The following is a 23,330-nucleotide window of genomic DNA, read 5'->3' as shown; positions in this document are numbered from 1 at the left end:
TTTCCAATCTACAACCAATTCCTCATCCATTCTATTAGTTGCCAGCGGCATTGGCTTGTGCAGCCTGAATTTTGGCGGCGATATCTTCCGCTTTGCCGCCCATCAGCAGTTCCTGCAATCCGTTATTAATAACTTCAACCGTTGCAGACCCCAGCTTGGAATCGTAAACCGGATTAATCTTCACTTCCTGCATCAAGTCATACAACTCGACGAACAAAGGATGTGCCTTGGATTTATCCAACTCAATGTTGTAGCTAACGAGTGTACTGCTATCCAGTGTAGCCTTTTGGCCATCAGGTCCTGCCAGGGCATAGAACAGCTCCATGGCTGCCTCTTTTTGGGCCCCACTCAGCTTTTTGCTTACACCCAGACCGGTACCTACCACGCCTGATGTTGTTCTTGGCTCTCCCTCACCACCATCTACCGGGGGAAGAATTGTAATATGTGTGTTGTCTAACACTTCTGCAGGTGCGTTGTTCACCAGGTTCGCCAGGGCCCATCCACCATTCATGACCATGGCTGCTTTCCCCTGAAAATACAGCTGCATCATCTGTGTCTCGTCAATGCTATTGAACCCATCCTGAAATGCTTTGCTGTTACCAAGTTCCTGCATTTTGTTTAACGCCTCGATAAATTGCGGATCGGTAAAACTGGCACCATCCTGGGCTGCTGCTTTCAGAAACCAATCTGTACCCGTAATCCGGTCTGCCAAGGTACTGAAGATCGTCGATTGTGCAACCCAGTTTGCCTTGTTCCCCAGTGCCATTGGAATAACCTTATTTTCATTAAACGTTGCAATGGCCTGTTCCAATTCAGCCCACGTTTCAGGAACTTTGACATTGTACTGTTTAAACAGTGCCTCGTTGTAATAAATGAAGGAACTTGGCGCCAGATTCATCGGTACGGAGTAGATGTTCCCGTCAACCGTATATCCATCCAGAGCGTTCGGGATGAAGTTGTCCTTCCATTCCGGCTTCGCGTCCAGCTCTGTGTTAATAGGCTGAAGCAGATCACCTTTTACAAACTCTTTCGTCATGGCATCCGGCCACATGACAAACAGGTCCGGCATTTCATTCGCAGCCGCTACGGTACGAAGCCTTGTTTTAAGGCCGTCTGTCGGCAAGCCCTCATCCACCACTTCAATATCTGGATGTGCTGCCCGGAAATCTTCAATGATTTTTCGCATGGCTACTGCCTTTGCATCCTGTCCGGTCCAGTTATGCCACAGCGTAACCGTGACTTTATCATTGCTGCCCGTTCCTTCCGAAGCATCACCGCCACTGCAGGCCGCGAGTACCATCGAAAACAAGGCAATTGCCACAAAACCCGAAAGCCATCTTCTTAACATCTCTATACTCCCCCTTGGCTAATTGAATACCCTCATTGTAAATGGTAACGCTATCATAACGTAAGGTGACGATCCACGGATGGAGGGGTGAAAAATATCGGATGCCTACTAGCATAATTAGAACAAAAAGAGCTCTCGACGTGAGAGCTCTATAAGCAAACAATCTATTTATTATGAAAAAGAATTAGTTCAATTTATTTCATGCTGCTTTTGATAAGTGCTGCGAAAGCTTCCGAGCCTTCCTTCGTCAAATGTACGCCATCTTTTTCAAAATACTCGTTGTGTCCCTCGCTTGCACCGTTCCAGTCAATGAGGGAAACATTACTGTAAGATGAGGCTGCTTCGTTCAGTGCTCTGTTAACCGTTCGTTCCCAAGGACGTGGGACACGTACAGTAACCAAATATACATGATTCTCATCCTTAAGGTAATCAAGCACTGAATTTAGGCTTTTGGAATTGAATGAACCGTTGGTTCCAAGTTCAAGTACGACCTGACTGCCCAGTTGATCGTTTCGTTTCAGCCCATCCAGGACATCGGCTGCCTCCCACATCTGACGGCCAACATGACCGTCCACGTGTACCCCGGACATATGCTGCTCCAAGTAAGGCTTGGCATCCAAGATGACCGAATCCCCTATCACGGTATAGTGGATCTTGCCGTCTTCAGCAGGAGGCGCTTGGTCTCCATTCTCTTGCGAAGCATCTCCCGGTTGATTCGGGTTGTCCCCTGTATCAGTCTCGTCATTATCGGCATGATCCGTATTTCCAGCAGCGTCTTCAGCAGTCTGGTTCGGCTCATCAGCAGCCGTTCCATCTCCTTCATCGGATGCCGGTTCTTCCGATTGGGAAGGCGTATCCGGCTTCGACGTCTGCTCTGCTGGCTTGTCTTGCTGATTGCCACCGTCACCTGCAGGCTTATCGTTCTTCTGCGGTGCCGGCTTCTGGCCGGAACCTGCAGTATCAACGGGAGCCGGAAGAACATCCTGTCCTATCTCTTCATGCACAGCATGTTCTCCATTTAATGTGGTAGACATCGATGCAGAATGTGAATCGGAGTTCGCCGCAGAAGAAATCATCATCTGTGACACGGTGAAGCACATAAACAGAACAGACATCACCAATCCACCCCGCTTCAACCATATCTGATGTGTACCAATACCGTTCCGCCCTCTACCCCATAGCCGGGACCAGGTGTCACGGAATCCGTTATAGCGGATTGGATTCTCAATAAACTTTAATGATAATGAAGCCAGCACTACAGTTGCTGTCACCTGTAGAATCATTCGAACCGGATGTAAACCTCCCGTATCGACCACAGGACTTGTCAGAACAATTACAGGATAATGCCAGAGATAGAGCCCATAGGAACGCTCCCCAATCCATCGCAGCGGTTTTGCACCAATCAGGCGTCCCAGCATCGAAGAGGGGTGAGCCAACACAGCGACCAGCAGCGTAGTAGCTATGGCTTGAAGTACCATCCCCCCTTGGTAGAGCGAAGGTTCATATTCACTGCTGTTCAGCATCATGTAGACCAGCAGGGCCAGCGCTGCCAAGCCTGATACATCGAGCACCGCACGATTAAGGTTCGCAAGGGTGGAGGATAGTTTGCGGCTTGGCCATACAACAGCCAGTGCAGCTCCGGCCAGCAAGGCAAAAGCACGCGTATCCGTACCATAGTATACACGGCTCGGGTCCAAATTCGGATTATATATGATAGCCATTGCACCAGCAGATAACTCAGCGGCCACGACAATGAAAACAACGAGCCATCCCTTCCTTTTGAACAGCTTAATGGAAAGGACAAGGAGCAGCGGCCACACCAGATAAAACTGCTCTTCCACTGCAAGTGACCAGAAATGTCCGAACGGTGATGGAGGACCGAAACTATCAAAATAGGATACATCGTGGAAGATATACCACCAATTGCTTATGTATAATACACCCGCTATAACATCCCCACGCAGGGCAGCAAGCCGGGAAGGATCTGTGAAAAGAAGCCAAATCATTACCACTGCAGTCATGGTGAGCATGCCAGGCACGAGACGCCTGATTCGTCTCACCCAAAAATCACCGAGTGAAATGCGTCCATGTTCCTGCCATTGGGACACAAGAATATCTGTAATCAGATAACCTGATAAAACAAAGAATATGCCTACACCGAGCAAACCGCCGGGAATAAAACTCAGATTAAGATGATACCCAATCACAGCAAGCACGGCAATGGCCCGCAAGCCATCCAGTCCGTTCATATGACGCCTGTTGTTCAACGTTTGTGACATTCGCGCCCCTCCTTGTTGCTTCGGGCCCACATCGTGGATGTCTGGGGCAGTTGCAAATCAACTTGGCTTCGCATCGTGATTCTGGTTGTCATTAACATACGTATTGCACCTTTCGTCATTCATTTCCAATATATCGATCAACACTCACGTTTAGCATTATACGCTCAAGCGCAGTGAGATAAATTACAGCAGTAGTTACAAAGTGGTGAAACGATGTAACCTTTCCTGCCAGCTTATATAGCTGTAAAATCATACTCCAAAATTGTCGTTTAATACAGTCTTTTTCTTGGGCTGGTTAATATTACCTCACTGCCATATCAATACAAAAAGACCGCCCACTTCCTCAGCAGCCACAATCCATTATAAACCTATCCCCCGCCGGATTGAAAGTTTTGCCCATAAATGCTTCTAGGTGCCTAGGACTCTGGAGGTGAAAAGGACGAGTCCTTTCTTCATTCCCGGAATCTTCAAGTTGTAATCATCCCTTGAAACCCGCTGAGTCTACGTCAGCTCATACAAAAAGGGCGACCAAAGTGCTGGTCACCCTTACAGTATGTTTCTCAGCACTCAACCTGGCTGATGTCTATCCCTCTAATTACATTTGCTATATCCACATTGGCTGCAAGTCTTGCAGCCTTCAATATTAATCAATGAAGCTGAACCACAGGAAGGACACAAATCTCTCGACGCTGTATAGGTTAATAACGGTTCGTCCACAATCACCGATTCAGAAATTCGATCCAAACTCTGGCCTGCCTCTTCATTAGTAGATACACTCTCTTGAGGGGTGCTCTGTACATGACTCTCGAGCGCCTTCGCTACTGCGTCTGCGATGGACTCTACCCGGTTCACACCAAAGCCAATCGCTCCCGAACCACCGATGCCTTTGAGATGTTTGATAAGAAGCTCCACTTTATGTCCGTGATCACCATATCGCAGGAACAGGGAGCATACTCTTCCCAGCGCTTCCGCCATGGCGAATACATCCGAACCTGCTTTACCCACGTTCAGGAAGATCTCCGCCGGAATGCCCCCAAGGTCGTTAATCGTAATATAAGCCATGCCAAACGGAGTATTTATTTTGTACGTTGCTCCCCTCAGCACCTGCGGACGACTCTTGTACTGTTTATCCAGTACTTTGGCAGCAGACGAAGCCGCCGCGCTTGTTTTGCCCTCGGTCTCGGTTTCTGTCTCTTGAGGTGCGGACGAAAAGGCTATCGTTTCGTTTGCAGCACTTGTTTCTTTTACCGTATCTTTTACCGTTTCTGTCACACTTGTTTGATCGCTTACTTCGCTCTTCCCCTCTTCCTTCTTCGTGGTGGATAGGACCTGTACATCGCGGCTGCCGTCCCGGTAGATCGTGACTCCCTTACAACCGAGATCAAAAGCAAGCTCATACAACTGTGCTGTATCTTCAACCGTAAAATCAGCCGGACAGTTGGCCGTCTTCGAAATGGAGCTGTCCACCCATCGTTGAATCGCTGCCTGTACCCGAATATGATTTTCTGCTGACAGATCCATCGCCGTTACATAATAGTCAGGAAGTTCCTCTCCAGGGTGTTCATCCAGCCACTCTTGGGCAATAGGGACGAACTGCTCATCGTAACCGAGGCGGCTTTGACGGAAATATTTAAAAGCAAAGTAAGGTTCGATCCCTGTCGACGTACCCACCATCGTTCCGGTACTTCCTGTTGGGGCCTGCGTAATTAGCGTTACATTACGAACGCCTTGCTTGCGGATGGCCTCTCCCACTTCCGGATAAGTCCCGACCAGATTTTTCATGAATCCGCTCTGTAAATACGGCTCCACTTCAAAGGCAGGAAATGCTCCCTTCTCGGCCGCAATCTCTGCTGATGCGAGGTATGCTTCTTTTGCGATAAAGCCATACAGTTTATCCAGAAATTCCAGCGACTCCGGGCTGCCGTACCGGATGCGTAGTTTAATCATCAGCTCTGCGAGACCCATCGTGCCAAGACCAACCCGGCGCTCCCGCTGCTGATTCTTCTGATTTTCCTCAAAATGATAAGGTGTCGCATCAATCACATTGTCCAAAAATCTGGCTGAAATGCGTGTTGTCTCCGCAAGCTCCTGCCACGCTACATCATGGCTGGTTTCATCGTAAAATTTGGATAAGTTGATCGCCGATAGATTGCAGACGCCCCATCCTGGCAGGCCTTGTTCGCCGCATGGATTGGTACATATAATCGGATTAAAATACCAGCTGTTGGACATCTGATTGTAATACTCCATAAAGACAACACCCGGCTCTGCTGATTTCCAGGCTGATTCGATAATTGTACGCCATATTTCCCGGGCCTTTACTGTGCGGTAATGGATAACCCGGCGCCCGGCTTCCCTCCATTGCTGCAGATCCCCATTCCACTCGTTATCATACTCGGGGTCGCTCGTATCCGGAAAAACAAGTTCCCAGTCCCCGTCCTGTTTGACGGCTTCCATAAATGCGTTGCTCACACATACGGACAGATTGGCATTGGTAACCTGCCCCATCGTTTGTTTGACCGTAATAAAATCCATCACATCCGGATGCCAGTCGTTCATCATCAGCATAAGTGCTCCCCGGCGGCTGCCTCCCTGTTCAATCAGTCCAGTGGTATAACTGAATAAGCCGCCCCAGGATACCGAACCGCTGGAAGATCCATTGACCCCTTTAACAACTGCACGACGTGGACGGAGTGACGACAAGTTGATGCCAACACCGCCACCGCGAGCCATAATCTCTGTCATTTCAGTCAACGTTTTCATGATGCCACCCCGACTGTCCTGTGGAGAAGGTATAACATAACAGTTAAAGAGGGTCAGCTCATCGCTAGCACCCGCACCAGCAGCAATTCGGCCCCCCGGAACCAGCTTCCAATCGTCCAGTACAGCCCGGAACTTGGATTGCCATTTTTGCTGTTCTTCTGGAGTGGATTCTACAGATGCCATCGCTCTTGCAAGCCGGTCCCACATCTCCTCCGGTGTTTTTTCTATATTAAGTGTCAGCTTCTCCACTTCCGTCTGGATCGTTTCTCCACTGCGAGTCTTCACTTTCACCGTCTGACCCTGCCGTTCGATGATTTCCCCCACTTCCTTTGTCGGAAACTTCGGGTCATCTTTCGTCAGAACAAGTACAACATCTCCTACCTTGGCATGGTTTGAATCGGCATCCTTCCAGGCATAACGGTCCAAAAATATTTTTTCACTTAGTCCTTCCAACTTGTGCGACAATTTGTTCGAATTCATTATGTTTGACAGCCTCCCCAAAAATCCCATTACATTTCTATTATGTGTTTAAATTATGCCAAAACACCACATATAGTGATTTATATTCAGTATAGTACACCATATATTGATTTTCCATGTGACTTAAGTCACAGCTGTCCTTTCTATTCGCCCTGTACTTGGACTAGCTCGCTCATACGCCATCAGACTCTCTCATTCAAAATTTGTGAATTTTTTTGGGACATAACAGCTCGGATTCGCACCTTATTTGAAGGTTGGTTATGAACTGCCTCTCATTCGTCCATACTATGACCTACGAATAAAACGTCATCATGTATGGCAGGGGAGGCATCACCATGAACCGGAAACATCCGCTTCACATGAATCAACCTGCAGCAGAACTGCCCGTTCCGCTCGAAATCGATCGCAGCTGGCTGACCCAACTGGAGTCACGGCTCGATAAAGGCGGTCCTTGGGGAGATTACAGACTCTTTCAGCTCGGCATTCAAGCGGAAGAGACCAATCTGATTCCCAATTTTGATGAAATACAGTGTCTGAAGCATTTGCAGGGACTGACCCCGCTTCCGCACCAGATGGACACTGCACGCAAAGTATTATTTGAAATGTCAGGCCGTGCCATTCTTGCTGATGAGGTTGGTCTGGGAAAAACCATAGAAGCCGGTCTGATTTTGAAAGAATATATGGTCCGCGGTCTCGTATCCAAGGTTCTCATACTCGTGCCTGCATCCCTTGTACTCCAATGGGTAAGAGAGCTAAATTCAAAGTTTGGCATTCCCGCCGTTGCGCAGAAAAAGGCCTATTCCTGGCAAAATGAAGTGGTTGTGGCTTCCATGGATACGGCTAAGCGAGATCCGCATAAGGACATCTTGCTGAGTACGGACTATGACATGATCATTATTGACGAAGCCCACAAACTCAAAAATAAAAAAACGACCAACTATCAATTCATGCTGAAACTGCGAAAAAAATATTGTCTGCTGCTGACCGCTACACCAGTACAAAATGACATGAGCGAGCTGTTCAATCTAATAAACTTGTTGAAACCGGGCCAGCTCGGTCGTCAAGGTGACTTTGCTGCCAACTTTGTCGTGGATAAGCGAATCCCCAAAAACCAGGAACAGCTCAAGGACGAATTGTCCAAAGTCATGATCCGGAACCGCCGTGGCGAAGGACCAGTCCAGTTCACCAAGCGGAATGTTTCCAATGTGAATTTGCAGCTATCTCCGGAAGAACAGGCACTTTACGATGGGGTAACTTCTTTTGTTAAAGATCAATATCAGGAGGCTGGTGGAAACCTGAGCAGCATGCTCTCACTTGTTACGCTACAGCGGGAAGTGTGCAGCAGCCGGGATGCAGTATTTGTTACGCTGGTCAATCTGTCCAAGAAGCTCCCGCTTGACTCCCCGCTCCGGGACAAAATTTGGGATCTGGTTGCCGATATCAAGGCCATTAAGGAAAATACGAAGGCCGAGAAAACGATGGAACTGATTCGAAACATGAATGAGAAAGTCATCATTTTCACCGAATACCGGGCCACGCAGGAGTATCTGCTGAATTATTTTCGCAACAACGGACTCACGGCTGTTCCGTATCGTGGCGGCATGAACCGGGGGAAAAAGGACTGGATGATGGACCTGTTCCGAGGCCGTGTCCAGGCCATGATAGCAACCGAAGCCGGTGGTGAAGGCATTAACCTTCAATTTTGCCATCACATGATTAATTTCGACCTGCCCTGGAACCCCATGCGCGTAGAGCAGCGAATTGGCCGGGTACATCGGCTGGGACAGCAAAATGACGTCAACATCTACAATCTGTCGACGACAGGCACAATTGAAGAACATATCCTGAATCTGCTGCATGAAAAGATCAACATGTTCGAGATGGTCATCGGCGGACTGGATGTTATTCTGGAACGGCTCGAAAAAAAGGAATCCATCGAAAAGAGTCTCTATAAGATCATGCTCGAATCCCAAAACGAAGATGATATTCGCCGCAAAATGGATTCGCTTGGACAATCGCTGAATTCCATTCAGCGTGAAGTCGCCGATGAAGTGCCGACCGTCTCCCTACTGGATCTGGGCAAAGGAGGACACTGACCATGACCATGTCACCCCAAGAAGTTCAGGCCTATGTGACAACCTATCTCGAAGCCCTGGAATGCCAGATCATGGAGCGTTCTCCTGCACATATAACCGTTAAATTATCGCCGGAAGCGGACAAGGCATTAACCAACCGTCCGTACTATTGGGGATTTGTTGAGCGCACTGGAGCTCCGGCTGAGACGATGTCCTTTACGTTCGTATTTGATCCGGCAGCGTATCAGCAAGCTATCGATGCTGCAGAAGCCAGAGCCGCTCAGGCATCTCCCTCGCTCTCTGCAAGTCAGAATGGACCTGTCGGCCCAGGCAACCCGGGTTCTGGTTCTGAAGCAGATGCACCTAAAGAAACCATTCTTGGCCGCTATTTCGGCATTACTCCAGCTCTGCCGCAGCTCGGGCCTGGGCGCATCCTGCGTGAAGACGTCGTCTATGGCAGTCGCAGACTGCAGCAGATTTTCGAGGCAGCCCGTGAAGGCGGCGCATTTGTGAATCTGTTTGAGCAGGCACCCAAACGTCAGCTGCGTGCAGCCGCACCAGCAGTATATGAACCGTGGCTTGGTGTATGTTTCAAAGTGGAATTTGCCTGTGATTTGAAACGGGAGGAGCTCCATTTTCTTGGCATCTCCCTTCGTACAGGTGAAATTATCGAAAAATTTGGTTCCAAGCTGAACCGGCGAGACCTCAGCCCAAGACTGGCCGAAAACATGCATGTCCAGACAGCCAAGGTATCGCTATCGGATGCTGGAACTGCACTCGAGACACACCTTACAAGGCGTCTTCTGGAACTGGACTATGGTTGGGCAGAACAGGCCAAGGCACGACTGGACCTGGAACTTGCTGTGGTTGATGCGTATTACGAAGCCGTTCTTAGGGAGGATACGCCTGAGGTTGAATTAGACGACAATTCCTCAGGAGCTGGTCGTGATTCTGCTTCCACCGGGCAAGAGCTCGGGACGAATTCCATGAGAATTCAGACTATTGCAGGGGATCACTCCCATGTCCCTCCTGTGAATCGAATATCCGCAGGCATGGCTGGATTGGAGACACACTCGGATGCCGAACTTGCTGCTGAACAGGCTGTCCCTTTGGATGAGGAAACGGATACCGAGCAGGAGAAGGCACGCCAGGCGGTTCTGGACCGTGAAGCGATGAAACTGCAATACGAAACCCGCCGGACAGAAATGATCTGGCAGTATGAGCCGAAAGTGAAGGTCACGGCCATAAGCAGCGGCATGTTTCATTTAAGATAGACGCAGACACTACTTTTCCAGCAAATGACGGCAAAAGTAGTGTTTATTCATGAGCAGCCACCCGACAGGTTGCAGCAACCTTTGCATGGCTTGTCCACTAGAATGAACCTAGAAGTGATCGTGCAGCGAATAATCGTCCCTGTTCGTCATAATGTACTCCAGAAAAAGAAGGTGTTAATTATGAACCGAATCTTTCAGAGGCCATGGCTTGTCATCCGCCGGGCAGCAGGCGTGGGTGTCATGTGTCTTTTGGGTTTAACAACGTTGTCCACAACATTGCAGGCAGAAGATGTCTTCGATCTGCAAGCTGCCACTACAGAACTTTCCTACCAATTAACGACTGCAAAAAGCCATGCTTCCCTTGCATCTGACACGTTTGCTCCTGCTGCGGTTCAGCAGTTTGCTCTGCAACAAGTCAAGGCCTTGGGCTCCTTCCAACAGATGGACCAAGGCTGGAACCGGGCGCAGCTAGACTTTACGCCTCTTGGTCCCGGAACGCACAGCTGGCTTGTAAACGCTCATATCGATGGAACACCTGTTGGATATATGATCATCACAGCTAACCGTATAGGGAAACTGCAGCTAAGCGAGTACGGACAGGGAGAACACAATCCGTATGACCTCTCTCTGCTGAAGCAGTCTCTTCAACGACATAATCTGAGTCTGAATGAGTTGTCACATGCAGAAGACATCCAGTTGCGTTATGCCTCCCCTCTTCTTGCCTACTGGAAAGTAGAGCAATCAGGTGCTGGCACCATCTACATCGATGCAACCAACGGTGACACATTACCGAATGGTGCTGTAAAGGCCTTGGAGCGTGAATCGCCGGTTAAATATACTCGATCTCCTTCTCCAACGCTGTCCGTGACTGTACAACTCCAATCCGGGACAGATGAACTACCCGAAGTTGCACCCTTTTCAGCGGATCCGATCAACGTGCAACCGGATTTTGATCCTGCCGATAATCTTTTGTGGATTACTTCGGAAGCCGTCCCTGTAACAAACTTGCAGCCGTTAATACAGCAGTGGAAAAGCCATCAGGCCATCGTCTTCTCGGCAGATGAGCGCAATGTATTATATGGAGGCCCTCTTCCGGTTACCGGATACCAGGTCTGGAGAGGGCATGACGGTTCGGAGAAAATGGAATATGTAGCGATTGGGGGGCATTCCTCCATAAGACGTTTCGTTCCGATCGACACGCTGTTGAACGACGGTTATTTTTATACTTTTAAGCCGTGAGGCCGTGAGTTTTGTATAGTCTCAAATAAACACAAATAAGACGCCTTCCTCTGATTTCATAATCAGGAACGCGTCTTTTTATTGTTGTCGCTACAAGGCGTTTATCCCTTTCCAGAAGAGCTTCGTTTCTGCATTTCCCCGCGTGGATCCAGTGCTTTTTCCTTTTTCCCTACCCACAGTGATACGGCAAAGGGGAGCATGCCAAACCATTTCATCGCCCAAGGCTCTTTTACCTTGGATCGACCTTTCCGCTCTTCCTTCGGTGTATCCATAAAATGAACAACCCGCTGTGTAATATACTTCACCAGCTCATCACTTTTGGCCATCCATCTCTGCCTCCTTCTTTACCTGAGCCATTGTGCAAACTGCTCAATTGTAATTCGCAAGCTTACGATATATCTATTGTGTGCAGAACAGTCCATGCATAAACATTTTTTTTGCTGCCGAGAGTATGAAATAACCAATAATGCACAGTCTAATGCCAAAGGTATCCATCCTTATACGATATTGCATGAGATGCCTATAACGAAAAGGAGCGTGCATACTCCATGGTTAAGCTGTTAGCTGCGTTAGTGGCATGGCTGATCGGGTTCAATACTGTATTAATGTCACCTGCGCAAGCAGCCTCTGCGGTTTTTGAGTCATTCTACCCCAATCAAAAATCAGCGAGTCCTTCCCTGCTGCCTGTAACGGATGGTGACAGTTATCGTTCCACGCACCATGCCTTTGCGGCTCCAGTCATCCTGCTGGATGTGGGACACGGCGGTATTGATGGAGGTACGTCAGATGAAGGAGTCCTTGAAAAAGACATCAATCTGGCGATCAGCCAAAAGGTGTACCTCCTGCTTCGCAGCAAAGGTTATGCTGTCATCATCAACCGGCTGGGAGACTATGCCCTTAGTGACGAAAACCGCTGGCTGAACAGCAGATCCCGGCATCGCAGGGATCTGGCACAGCGCAAGAGTCTCAGTGAAGAAGTAAGCACGGATATCGTGGTCAGCATCCATGGGAACTGGAGTCCCAAATCCTCTACAAGGGGACCGGTTGTCCTTTACCAAAATGAAGGCCGAAGTTTCCTTCTGGCAGACTCCATCCAGACCGAGCTTAATCTTCTGTTTGGCACTCGGCGCGAGGTTGTGTGGGGCAAGCCTTTCTACCTGCTGAATCAGATCAAACATCCGGCCGTTATCGTTGAAACCGGGTTTTTGAGCAATGCAGAAGACCGGGCTATGTTGAATGATCCGGCAGAGCAGAAACGCATTGCCCAGTCGATTGTCGACGGCATTATTTATTATTTGTCGGTAGTGTAGGAGCAGCATGCCAATGCCATACTTCACGGACCAGATCACCGATGCCAACAAACTCAATCTCACCCTTCAGCCGGGTAACGGATTCACGAACGACACTGGATGTATTTAGTCCCGTCTGACCCACATGCCCAATGACAACGCACATATTCTTTTCGACAGCTCGCTTGGCTGCCAATTCCATCTGATGGCGAATATGCGGCTTCGAATTCTGGTCGTCCAGAAAAATATCGTTACCAACCGGAGGCATGTTTTTGGAAACGGCGAGTTCACCCACAACCGAACGAAAATTGGTACGACTGTCTACAAAAAACAGACCTCGTTCCCGGCAAACATCAAGCACAATAGACATGATTCGTTTGTCTGAAGTAACTTTAGAGCCCATATGATTGTTCATACCGATGGCGTAGGGAACATCATCAATCGCTTTCTCCACTCGTTCGCGGACCTCAGCGTCCGTTAGATTGGATGTGATCGCACCAGGACCGAGCCATTCAGGTCTTCCAGATTTGGGTTCCATTGGCATGTGTACGATTACATCCATCCCTTTTTCATGTGCAGCGATAGCGTCTTTTTTGGTGGTGGACAAAAACGGCATGACGGCAAGCGTCAGCTTGACTGGCATGTCCAAAATTTCTGCCGTGCCTTTCATATCATTGCCCGCATCATCAATAATGATCGCCATTCGTTTCGGCTGTGATTGGGATGGAGTCATTACCGCTGCCTCAGCAGGTTTTGTAGTCAGTGATTCAGCACGACAGGTAATCGAGTTCACTCCATAAGTAATAAACAGCATACCTACCATCAACCATGCAGTTCGAATCGTCCATGTACTGGACCGTACTTTTCGTTCAGCCTTTTTCATCCATCGTTCCCTCCTTTGTTCGTTCCCCTCATTATTTGAACAATGAAGAAGGAATATGTTAGACAAAAAAAGCCTGTTCCCTGCATAAGAAAAAGCCCTCCTTAAGGAGAGCCATCCACAATATAATCCATTCCGTCCAGCTTACTTGGTTCCCCATACCTCCATGCGCTGGGCGTACTTCTGGTTGATAATATCCTCCACTTTCTCATCCCCTGCCTTTTTCATATCCTCTAGCATTTTGTCAAATATGACATTGGCCTCTGCTTCAGTCGGTGCAATAATCGCTCTAGTAATGCTTTGGTCCATAATATCCTTGACCTTTTGTGCTGTCAGAGCTTCCGGTGTTCCCCCATCCGGATTGAGGTTATCATATTCAGCGGTATCCCATACCGAATCGCCCAGGCTCTTGATGGCCAGTTCATCCACTTCGCTGCGCTGATATTTGACGGCCATATCGTACGGCTGGCCGTTCGGATCCAACCCATTTTTGATAAACCACAGCCATTTACGAACCCCGCTTGTTTTCACTGTTTCATCCCAGTTATCCTTGAAGCTCTGCAGGAATGCGGGATCAGGTTGACGTTTGCCATCCACCATGGTGTATTGCTCGCCTTCCTTACCCCATAGGAGCAAGTGCTGTCCCTCATCACTCGCCAAATAGTTGAACAGCTTCATCGTTTCTTCCGGGTGTTTATTATTTTTGGTTATGGCAATGGCATCCCAGCCGAGCGAACTTCTCGGTCCAAAGGTCGTTTGGGCCGGGTCTACACCAGGTGCTACGACTTTATATGCGAATAATTGATTTTTCTCTCCACCATCCTTCTTCAACGCGGCATTGCCGTTGCCTGGATCCCAGTATGCGCCTGGTGTGGAGAATACCGCACCTGTTGTGAGCTTCTGAATCCATGTTTGTGTTTTGCTAATGGCGAATTCCTTCTCGATCAGTCCTTCTCTATATAGACGGTTCATATATAACAGCATTTCACGATACTTCGGATCTTTGACATCATACTGCAATCTACCATTATTATCGTAATAGGTTTTTAACCCCCACATGCCCTTGAAGGTACCCAGATTCGCCCCCATATTCTCTCCGTTCATCGTCATGGGAACCGACTCTTTACCATCAATCGTGCTGTATTTCTGTTTAAACTGTTTAAGCAGTGCTTCAAACTCGTCTGTCGTGAGCGGCTCGGATCCATCCGCTTTCTCAGGAGCAAGCTCTTCCAGCAGGCTTTGCCTCATCAGCATACCGAAGACGGGATCACTGTCGAGTCCGTACCAGTTTGCCAGATAATAGTTTTTGCCGTCCGTATAACGTGTCTTGGTCAACGTGTCCCCGTACATTTCCTTTAAATCTGCTCCATATTTCTCGATTAACTCATCAAGCGGAATGAAGGCTCCGCTAGAAATATATTTGTCCAGTGAGGCATCTCCCCGACTCATGACCACAACATCGGGGTAATCTCCACTCGCCAGCATCAAGCTCAGCTTCTCCGTCGGGTTTCCCGTCGGCTGCTGTATGGAGATCTCTATTCCGGTTTTTTCGGTGATTTGCTGGGCAACCGCATCTGTGAATGGCTCACCTTTGGTATTGCCATCAAACCAGGTCAGCGTGATCGGGCCTTGTTCAGCTCCTTTTTCATCTGTACCTGCGCTACCTGTCCCCTCGCTCGAAGAACATCCCGCAAGCAAACCCACGACTAATGCAGCAGTAATACCCATAACCATCCATTTTTTTGTCTTTTTCATTGACACCCTAATTCCTCCCAATGAATGAAGTGACTTGCGTGTATTATGGAGTAAACCGACGAATCTGTACCACCCCCTTTCAGGAGTGAAGGAGTGCCTGCCGAGAAGCCTTCCTCTGGCAGCCAGACCAGCAACAATTAACTAACTCTTTACTGCACCGAGCGTCATGCCTTTGACAAAATACTTCTGCAAAAACGGATAGACCAGAATGATCGGCAACGTTGCAACCATGGTCGCAGCCATTCGTATGGTGTCACTCGAAACAGCATTCCGCTTGGCTGAATTGGCCAGCATCTGCGTTTGCGAGACCATTCCACCGGTCTGAAACTGACTCAGGATTTTGACAAGTACGGCTTGCAAGGTCTTTAAGTCTGAGCTGTACGTGAATGCATAAGAGTCAAACCATGAGTTCCAGTGTCCAATAGCCTGAAATAATCCGACTGTTGCGAGCACAGGTGTGGTCAGCGGCATGACAATTCGAAAAAAAATCGTAAGATCATTAGCTCCGTCCACCTTGGCTGATTCCTCAATCTCATGAGGAAGCTGCTCCATGAACGTTCGAACAATAATCATGTAAAACACATTCATCAGACTGGGTAAAATGAAGACAGAGAACGTATCAATCATGTTCAGCGCTTTGAGAACCATGTAATAGGGAATCAATCCGCCGCTGAAATACATCGTGAAGATGAAGTACAAATTCCAGCCCTTACGCCCCACCAAATTCCGCCGACTCAGCGGATATGCCAGCATCGTGATGACCAGTACTGAGAGCGGCGCACCAATCAGCGTTCGTTTAACCGTGACCCACAGCCCATTCAAAATCTCACTGTCTTTCAAAATCTGGCTGTAGCTGTCCAAGGTTGGCACGCGTGGCCACAAGTAGACACCGCCCCGAACCGTATCCTCCGCGCTATTCAAGGAAAGGACAAGTATATTCCAGAAAGGCAGAAATGTAACCAGTAAAACCAGGACCAGAATGAGATATACAAAAAACTTAAATATTCGATCACCGAATCGGTTTAATAACATCATGAGCACTCCTTTCCTTCTTGTTTAGAACAACGCCTGATCATTCACCTTTCTTGAGATCCGGTTCACAATAACAACGAGTATGAAAGCAACGACAGATTTGAACATTCCAACAGCAGCTCCGTATGAAAACATGCTGTTCTGCAAGCCATATTTGTAGGCATAAATATCGATGACTTCCGAATACTCAAGTACCGTATTGTTTTGCAGGAGATACTGCTGTTCAAAGCCTGCATTCAGAATTCCGCCGACTGCAAGAATAGCCAGTATGACAATGGTTGGACGCAAAGCCGGCAGAGTAATATGCCACATTTGCTTAAATCTGCTTGCCCCATCTACCCTGGCAGCTTCATAAAGTTCAGGGTTAATGGAGGAAATGGCTGCAAGATACATAATGGCGCTGAACCCCATCTCTTTCCACATGTTGGACAAGGCGATAATCCACCAAAACAAGGGTCCATTTTGCAGGAACGCGATCGGATCATCCACAATACCCAGCAGCACCAGAATATTATTGAGCATCCCGTCTGAAGCCAGGAGCGTAATGACAATATTGGCCGCAATAACCCACGAGATGAAGTGGGGCAAATAGGATACCGTCTGTACAAAACGCTTGAAAAATCCCTGCCTGGCTTCATTCAGGACAAGCGCAAGGATGATTGGCGCAGGAAACCCGAACAACAGTGTGAGCAGGCTCGTTGCGAGTGTATTGCGCATAACCCGATAGAAATCACCTGTGGTGAAGAAATATTCAAACCACCGAAAGCCTACAAACTCCGCATGAAAAAACTGCCTAAAAAAAGACTCCCCACCCGGCTGATAATTCGTAAATGCCATATACAGTCCGAACATGGGACCATAGGAAAACAGCAAGGTTGCAATGAAGGCAGGCAGCATAAGCACGAATAACCATTTTTGTTCTTTTAGTCTGCTGATCAGATTATTGCTCCTGACTGTTTTGATAGCGCTTACCTTATGCATCAGATGCCCTCCCCTTTCTTTATACCATCATGATTGGCCTGATTCAGATTCAGCTGATTACCTTTTTATCTTAATTTTGATAGCGCTTGCTTTCCATACTTCAATTCTCCGATAAATGCCGCTTTTTAAAGATGTTTTCGGTGAAAACCGTTATTGGAATTCGATATTTGGTCTGCTATGATGAACTCTATGTAAACACTTTCAATTGAGAGAGGGCTGCAGTATGCGTCCATTTTACAGAAAATACATTTACATGCCTTTTGTTGATTTAAGCTTCAGATCCAAACTCTTTCTTGTTTTTGTACTGGTCACCATTATCCCGATGATGCTGCTGGTTTATTTCTCGTTTGAACTTACCAAATCCAAGCTAACGGAACAGCTGTACATCAACATGATGAATTCAACCGCCCAGATTGCCAAAAACCTGGAAAATAAACTCGATAGCTATGAACATATTTCGGCCTCCATTTATCTCGATAATCGACTTGCCAATTACCTGACGACAGAGTATCAGGATGATCCTTCCTATCTGGATGTTTATAATTACATTGGCAATCGCATCGATACCATTATGGCTGCCTACCCTGATTTTGATAGCACATTCATTTATTCGAACAATCCGTCTCTGCCCAAAGATAATTACTATATCAAGCCTATTACACCCGAGGTTCAGGAGACTGAGCTAGTCCAAAAGCTGCAGCAGTCGTATGGGAATATCATTCACCTCTCCTCCCCGCAAACGGCGGATGGACCTGCCATGTTTACTCTTGCGAGGCTGCTGAATAATAATAGCAATCAATATCCGTACGGGATGCTGGTATTCCAAATTTCCGAGTCGGTTATCTATTCGTTAATGGAGAAGGAAGCGGGAGGCAAAGATATTTTTATCATGAATGACCAAGGCGTAATTTTATCTTCCGCGGACAAAAAATTAATCAATACCCGGCTGCCGGAACTGCTTGATACACATTTTGATGACTCTCTTTCCGGCAGATTCGACACAACCTATCATGGCTTCAAGGCACTCGCCGTCTATAACACGCTCAAAAATGGCTGGAAGACCGTCTCCATTTTCCCATATGAAAGTATTATCAAAGATGCCAAATCACTGTCGCAGCTGATTATCAAAGTGTCCCTTGCCTTTATTGGTGTAGCCCTGCTGCTCATTTATATTACGGCCTCACTGTTCAGCAAACGAATCCGGACCTTAATCCGTATGATTCGCCGGATTGAGCGCGGAGACTTCACTCCAACACATGAGGAACAATTGGGCAGTGATGAGATTGGACAGCTTCACTTCGCATTCCAGCAGATGACCATCCGGTTGAGAAGTCTCATCACCGAGGTATATCAAAAAGAACTGCAGAGCAAGGAAGCAGAACTCGATCTTTTGCAGGCCCAGATTAATCCTCATTTTCTGTATAACACACTGGGCTCGATCTCTTCTCTCGCGATTAAACATCAGGATCCGCAAATTCAGGATATGGTATTACATCTCGCCAAGTTTTATCGGATCTCCTTGAACAAAGGAAAAAGTGTTCTGACCATTAACGAGGAGTTAAAATTAACGCAAAGCTATAATGCCATTCAGCTGATCCGATTCAAGGGGCAGTTAAACTTCATATATACCATTGATCAGGCGATTTTACCCTACTCCACGGTTAAGCTTGCTCTCCAGCCATTTGTTGAAAATGCGATTATTCATGCCGTTTGGAATCAGGAAAGGCCGCTCAACATTCATATCAAAGGGGTCTTCGAAAATGACTCGATCATCCTCTCCGTCATGGATGACGGGATGGGCATGTCGCGTGAAACCCTTCTATCTCTTCTTGAAGACAAACCAGGACGGGGATATGGTATTTCCAACGTGGACCGGCGGATTAAGCTGAAGTTCGGAGAGAATTACGGTGTCCATGTATACAGCAGATTAGGTGCGGGCACGACTGTTCAGATCACCCTTCCGCAAAATGCCCTTTTATAACAATCATGCAATCATGAATGACATCGTTTGATACAAAAATACAGAAGTAGGGCTGCGGATCGCTCCGCAGCCCTTGACGTTTTACTTCTGAATTAAATTGTAGATGACCTGTGCCGCTTCTGCCCGCGATGCAATCCCTTTGGGCTCAAACTTGGCATGTCTGTTTCCTTGAATCAGGCCCCGATTGGCTGCTTCAATTACTGAATCAGCTGCCCATCGTGAAACCAGATTCATATCTCCGAATATGATACCGTTGGTATCAACAGGCTCATTATCCTTCCCCAAGGAATAGCCCTTCATGACCATGACTGCCATTTCCTCGCGAGTAATCGGCAGATCTGGTTCGAAGGCATCCCGGCTTTTGCCGCTTACAATCCCGGCCTTGTACGCGATGGAAATCGGCGCAGCGTACCAGCGATCTGCCGCTACATCGCGAAACTCCATTTCCCCGGCTGTGGTTAGTCCCAGGGAATGTACAAGCATTGAAGCGAACTCGGCCCTTGTGACCTCACGGCCTGGTTCAAACAGGCTTCCATGTGTACCTTGGACAATCAGCTTGGCTGCCAACTCATGAATAACAGGGCTCGCCCAGTGGTAAGCAGGGACATCTGTGAAGGAGCGCTCCAGCTCCAATACAGCATATGTGCCGAATTCACTGATTTCCCCTGTCAGCACATTCGCTGCATATTCTCCTCGGACAAATTCAAGCTTACCTTGTTCTCCTATCGCATACATGCCACCCTTAGACGGTTCAAAACCTTCCACCGCATGCAGACTCAACACGACAGGCTTATCAAGCTTGGAGAGTGTTTCGTTGAACCCCGATTTGCTCTGAATGGATATACTGAATGCGTAAATTTCACTTTTCAATGAAACTCTCGCTTGTGTCATATCCTGTGCTGCGGCAATGCTCTTGTTACCTTCACTGCCAAGTGGAACCATCTTGAGCGTGACGATGCTGCCTTCCTGCTGCTGTTCTGGCAGCTTATTCATAAGCTGCTGAAGCACTTCTGCAGGAATGTGAAGGCTTAGCTTGCTCGATTTCAACACCAGTGCGTTGTTTCCAAGCTGCTTGACAACAGCTGAGGATAACTGCACTTCCTGCGTTTCAGCCTTGATTTCCACGACGGCTTGACCTGACTCTTTGTTCATTTTCAGCATATCTGCTGTGATGGACAGGGTTGTCGTCACACTTTCTTGACTCCCATTGTTCTCATTGATGCTGCTGCCTGGAGTATTGCCAGTGCTTCCTGAGTTTCCTGGATTCCCCGGGTTGCTCGGATTGCCCGGATTGCCCGGAGTATCCTTCATTTCCGTCAATTTCACCAGTCTGGATTCAGCTGCTTCCAGTGTAACCGACCATGAACCCGATACGGACGAAACTTCGCCTGTCCAGAGATCTTTTAGCGAATACGTTTGGGCAGCATTCAATCCGGCACGCTGCAAGTCGATCGTCCGCTCAGCGGAACTGGTCGCGCTGTAGTTAAATAAGGCAAGGTAATAATCATCTCCATCCTTCAACACAAACGTATCCGCAGCATTCGCATTGGTGTTGCCTTCAAGAGGCCTGAATACTTTCCCTTTCTTCGCAACATTTAAAACATCCGTATTGTTATACAGTGCAGTCATGTACTCCTGAGCCTTGGGGTCATGCACATCATCGGAAGCCATCATGACCGTTCCCGCGATGACACCCGAGTTCACTCGGCTGCGGGCTTCGGTCAGACTTGATGCTTTGGCTAGTACCAGATGGTCAGGGTCGGTATAGGAATATATGGTTCCATTTTGCCAGAAGCCGTAGGTCAGCGAATTCAACATGTATTCTGTCTCGTTAATGCTGCCGTACGAATCACATGAGATGCGTCTGCTGTGCGCATATTGGCTTGGAAAGATCGGTGCAATGGATGCACTGATGAACATTTTTCCGTCCAATCGTTCTTCCACATAACGCATACCTTGATTGTAAGCCTGGATGCCGGTGGTTACTTCCTCGTCATAATGCTCCCCTTCAAGAGAACCGTGAGTAAGAAAATCCAGTTTGATGTAGGTAAAACCGAGATTTTTGAACTTATCCAGAAAATAATCCATCCGCATCTTGGCTCCGGGATGTGTCACATCCAGGGGATACGCCCCGTCCAGGGTAGGCAGAGGTTTGCCAGTAGAGTCCTTAAGGACGATATCGCCATAGGTATATTGGTTGTTGGTGCCTTCCACCGTCTGACTCATATTGTTTCCCCAATACACGAATGGTGCCCAATAGATCCCCGCATGCTGACCGTTGCCCTTTATAACGGATACAGCCTGTGCAAGTTCTTCATCGCTCAGGTTATCCCAGTAGGAATCCATGTTGATAAATACATTGCCATCGTTGTTAAAGTTCTCTAAGTTGTTCTTGAAATAGTTGGAGACATCCACAACGTTCTGATAAGACAGTGTGCTGCCATACGCACCCCAGCTATTCCAGCCAAAGGGAACGCCCTGCGGAAGTTCAGGATTTAATTCCAGTGGTGGCGTGATGACTGCATTGGCCTTACCGTATTGTTCGAGACCTGTCCGGTAATCGCTGAACCCTCCCACCATAATCAACGGTGAGGACAGCTCCGTTCCCGTCAGACTGCCATGCGGCTGGGTGTCTCTTGTCACATCAGTGGCAGCTCCGCCATATACGGAAAGCTCATGAATTCGGTTGGCAGAGCCTTGCCAATCAATCCCTGTTTTCCAAGTATCATGGGTTACCGAACCAATCACCAATCCGTTACGTGTTGCGTTATTGAAGATGGCCGTCATTTCATAACTTGTATCTGTCCGGTTCATGGTTTGAGATTTATACCTGATCCATGCATCATTGTCAAAAGGCACGGTGAGTACACGATTGTCCGAGCTATCACCAATGTCCACCCCACCTGCACGGGTCACCGTAATCGGGGACATGTAATTCGTATGGATCTCCGTTTCCCCAATAGCATTCAAACCGGTCAGAAAATAAGCCTTATCTTCATAGAAACGATACACCTGCTTCAACGTCGGTTTGCCAGCAGATGTGTGGACAAATGAAAGCTCGATTCCTTTGCCGAATCCGTCTTCCAATTCCCGTGGTGCGCCAGCAGTGGTATGTTCTTCATAATCTTTGCTCTGCACGAAAGACTCTTCACCGAGTTTCATGCTGCTATATACGCCCCGCAGCTTCTGCCCGTCAGCCCAGCTGTAACCAACCAATCCTGACTGGGTATTATAAGTTACTTCATAATGATCGTTTGCCACGAGAAATCCGTACGTATAATCCGTCACTGAGATCGTTCCATATTGATGTGTATCCCCTGGTGTGCCCAGGTCTTCTTCTTCACCGGGAATCCCGGGCTCTGTCTCATTATCATCTAGTCCGGCAATGACAATTTTGTCGATATCAGGTGAATACCAATTGTTGTCATCGATCAGAATTGAGTTACTGCCTGCGTTCAAGGGCAGCGTTACATCATATGTGCCTACGGTATCCCAATCTGCTGTCTTCGGTGGTTCTTCAAATTGTTTTGCTCCGCCGTTGGCGCTTATGTTGAACGGCCGGGGATCACCTGAAATGTAATAAACGACAACTTTATAATTTCCCGACTCGTTTACGATCACGTTATTGAATAGCAGCGAACTGCCTTGGTACATACCTCCGACCTTCTTGCCCCCCGATGCAGATGGACTATCCGATACACTCGCATTTCCGCTCAGCGTATTTCCCTCCGCTTCGGCTTCATAGCTGTTAGGATCACTGGCACTTACCATGGCTGCCGTTGTACCGATACCTGTCACCAGACAGAAGATCAAAAGGAATATAAAGGATTTTTGCAATACTCGCACTAACATAACATCCCTCCAACTTCAATGATTAGGCTAACGTTAGATTTACATGGATGATGAAGCAGTGAATGACGCAGTGTAATCGCTTTCAATTTATAATTTAGTTTC

Annotated in this window: 14 protein-coding genes; 5 read left to right on the top strand and 9 right to left on the bottom strand. The window is 47.9% G+C overall.

Annotated features, from left to right (window positions below; all coding sequences use genetic code 11):
• Positions 1 to 34 precede the first annotated feature (34 nt).
• The 3 genes from F4V51_RS10320 to F4V51_RS10310 all read right to left on the bottom strand — a co-directional run bounded on the left by F4V51_RS10320 (position 35) and on the right by F4V51_RS10310 (position 6,870).
• Positions 35 to 1,348 carry an extracellular solute-binding protein gene (locus tag F4V51_RS10320; protein WP_153977891.1) on the bottom strand — a complete coding sequence of 438 codons (1,314 nt, stop codon included), beginning with the start codon at positions 1,346 to 1,348 and terminating at the stop codon, positions 35 to 37.
• A gap of 194 nt (positions 1,349 to 1,542) precedes the next feature.
• The gene (locus F4V51_RS10315) at positions 1,543 to 3,627 is read right to left on the bottom strand and encodes an acyltransferase family protein (protein WP_153977890.1); all 2,085 of its coding nucleotides are present in this window, start codon (positions 3,625 to 3,627) and stop codon (positions 1,543 to 1,545) included.
• A 591-nt stretch (positions 3,628 to 4,218) separates the two neighbouring features.
• Complete coding sequence (locus F4V51_RS10310) at positions 4,219 to 6,870, bottom strand: adenosylcobalamin-dependent ribonucleoside-diphosphate reductase (protein ID WP_153977889.1); 2,652 nt, start codon at positions 6,868 to 6,870, stop codon at positions 4,219 to 4,221.
• A 335-nt stretch (positions 6,871 to 7,205) separates the two neighbouring features.
• Here F4V51_RS10310 and F4V51_RS10305 point away from each other — a divergent pair, with 335 nt between their 5' ends.
• From F4V51_RS10305 to F4V51_RS10295, 3 genes are all read left to right on the top strand, one after another.
• A complete protein-coding gene (locus F4V51_RS10305) occupies positions 7,206 to 8,966 on the top strand; it encodes a DEAD/DEAH box helicase (protein WP_153977888.1) in 1,761 nt (586 codons plus the stop codon).
• A gap of 2 nt (positions 8,967 to 8,968) precedes the next feature.
• Positions 8,969 to 10,219: a YqhG family protein gene (locus tag F4V51_RS10300; RefSeq protein ID WP_153977887.1), complete on the top strand. Its 1,251-nt coding sequence runs from the start codon at positions 8,969 to 8,971 to the stop codon at positions 10,217 to 10,219.
• Between the two features lie 180 nt (positions 10,220 to 10,399).
• A complete protein-coding gene (locus F4V51_RS10295) occupies positions 10,400 to 11,458 on the top strand; it encodes a hypothetical protein (protein ID WP_153977886.1) in 1,059 nt (352 codons plus the stop codon).
• A 101-nt stretch (positions 11,459 to 11,559) separates the two neighbouring features.
• Here the strand turns inward: F4V51_RS10295 and F4V51_RS10290 are convergent, their stop codons facing one another.
• Positions 11,560 to 11,784 carry a YqzE family protein gene (locus tag F4V51_RS10290; RefSeq protein ID WP_095358801.1) on the bottom strand — a complete coding sequence of 75 codons (225 nt, stop codon included), beginning with the start codon at positions 11,782 to 11,784 and terminating at the stop codon, positions 11,560 to 11,562.
• Between the two features lie 222 nt (positions 11,785 to 12,006).
• On the opposite strand from F4V51_RS10290, the gene F4V51_RS10285 reads away from it, so the two are divergent.
• Positions 12,007 to 12,768, top strand: coding sequence for an N-acetylmuramoyl-L-alanine amidase (locus tag F4V51_RS10285; RefSeq protein ID WP_153977885.1), 762 nt, complete (start codon positions 12,007 to 12,009; stop codon positions 12,766 to 12,768).
• Here the strand turns inward: F4V51_RS10285 and F4V51_RS10280 are convergent.
• The 4 genes from F4V51_RS10280 to F4V51_RS10265 all read right to left on the bottom strand — a co-directional run bounded on the left by F4V51_RS10280 (position 12,743) and on the right by F4V51_RS10265 (position 17,395).
• On the bottom strand, positions 12,743 to 13,630 hold the full coding sequence (locus F4V51_RS10280; RefSeq protein ID WP_153977884.1) for a divergent polysaccharide deacetylase family protein: 888 nt from the start codon (positions 13,628 to 13,630) through the stop codon (positions 12,743 to 12,745). The genes F4V51_RS10285 and F4V51_RS10280 overlap by 26 nt on opposite strands.
• A 141-nt stretch (positions 13,631 to 13,771) precedes the next feature.
• Positions 13,772 to 15,382, bottom strand: a complete 1,611-nt coding sequence (locus tag F4V51_RS10275; RefSeq protein ID WP_153977883.1) for an extracellular solute-binding protein — start codon at positions 15,380 to 15,382, stop codon at positions 13,772 to 13,774.
• 141 nt (positions 15,383 to 15,523) lie between these two features.
• Positions 15,524 to 16,417 carry a carbohydrate ABC transporter permease gene (locus tag F4V51_RS10270; RefSeq protein ID WP_153977882.1) on the bottom strand — a complete coding sequence of 298 codons (894 nt, stop codon included), beginning with the start codon at positions 16,415 to 16,417 and terminating at the stop codon, positions 15,524 to 15,526.
• 21 nt (positions 16,418 to 16,438) lie between these two features.
• On the bottom strand, positions 16,439 to 17,395 hold the full coding sequence (locus F4V51_RS10265; RefSeq protein ID WP_153977881.1) for an ABC transporter permease: 957 nt from the start codon (positions 17,393 to 17,395) through the stop codon (positions 16,439 to 16,441).
• Between the two features lie 223 nt (positions 17,396 to 17,618).
• Between F4V51_RS10265 and F4V51_RS10260 the strand changes: the two genes are divergently transcribed.
• Positions 17,619 to 19,376 carry a cache domain-containing sensor histidine kinase gene (locus F4V51_RS10260; protein WP_153977880.1) on the top strand — a complete coding sequence of 586 codons (1,758 nt, stop codon included), beginning with the start codon at positions 17,619 to 17,621 and terminating at the stop codon, positions 19,374 to 19,376.
• Between the two features lie 81 nt (positions 19,377 to 19,457).
• On the opposite strand, the gene F4V51_RS10255 is transcribed toward F4V51_RS10260, so the two are convergent.
• Positions 19,458 to 23,228 carry an S-layer homology domain-containing protein gene (locus tag F4V51_RS10255; RefSeq protein ID WP_153977879.1) on the bottom strand — a complete coding sequence of 1,257 codons (3,771 nt, stop codon included), beginning with the start codon at positions 23,226 to 23,228 and terminating at the stop codon, positions 19,458 to 19,460.
• Between the last annotated feature and the right edge of the window lie 102 nt (positions 23,229 to 23,330).

It is taken from the genome of Paenibacillus xylanilyticus (genome assembly GCF_009664365.1).
Lineage (GTDB): Bacteria > Bacillota > Bacilli > Paenibacillales > Paenibacillaceae > Paenibacillus > Paenibacillus xylanilyticus_A.
Note: the sequence above shows the minus strand (reverse complement) of the source record. Positions and strands in the feature narration are given on the sequence as shown.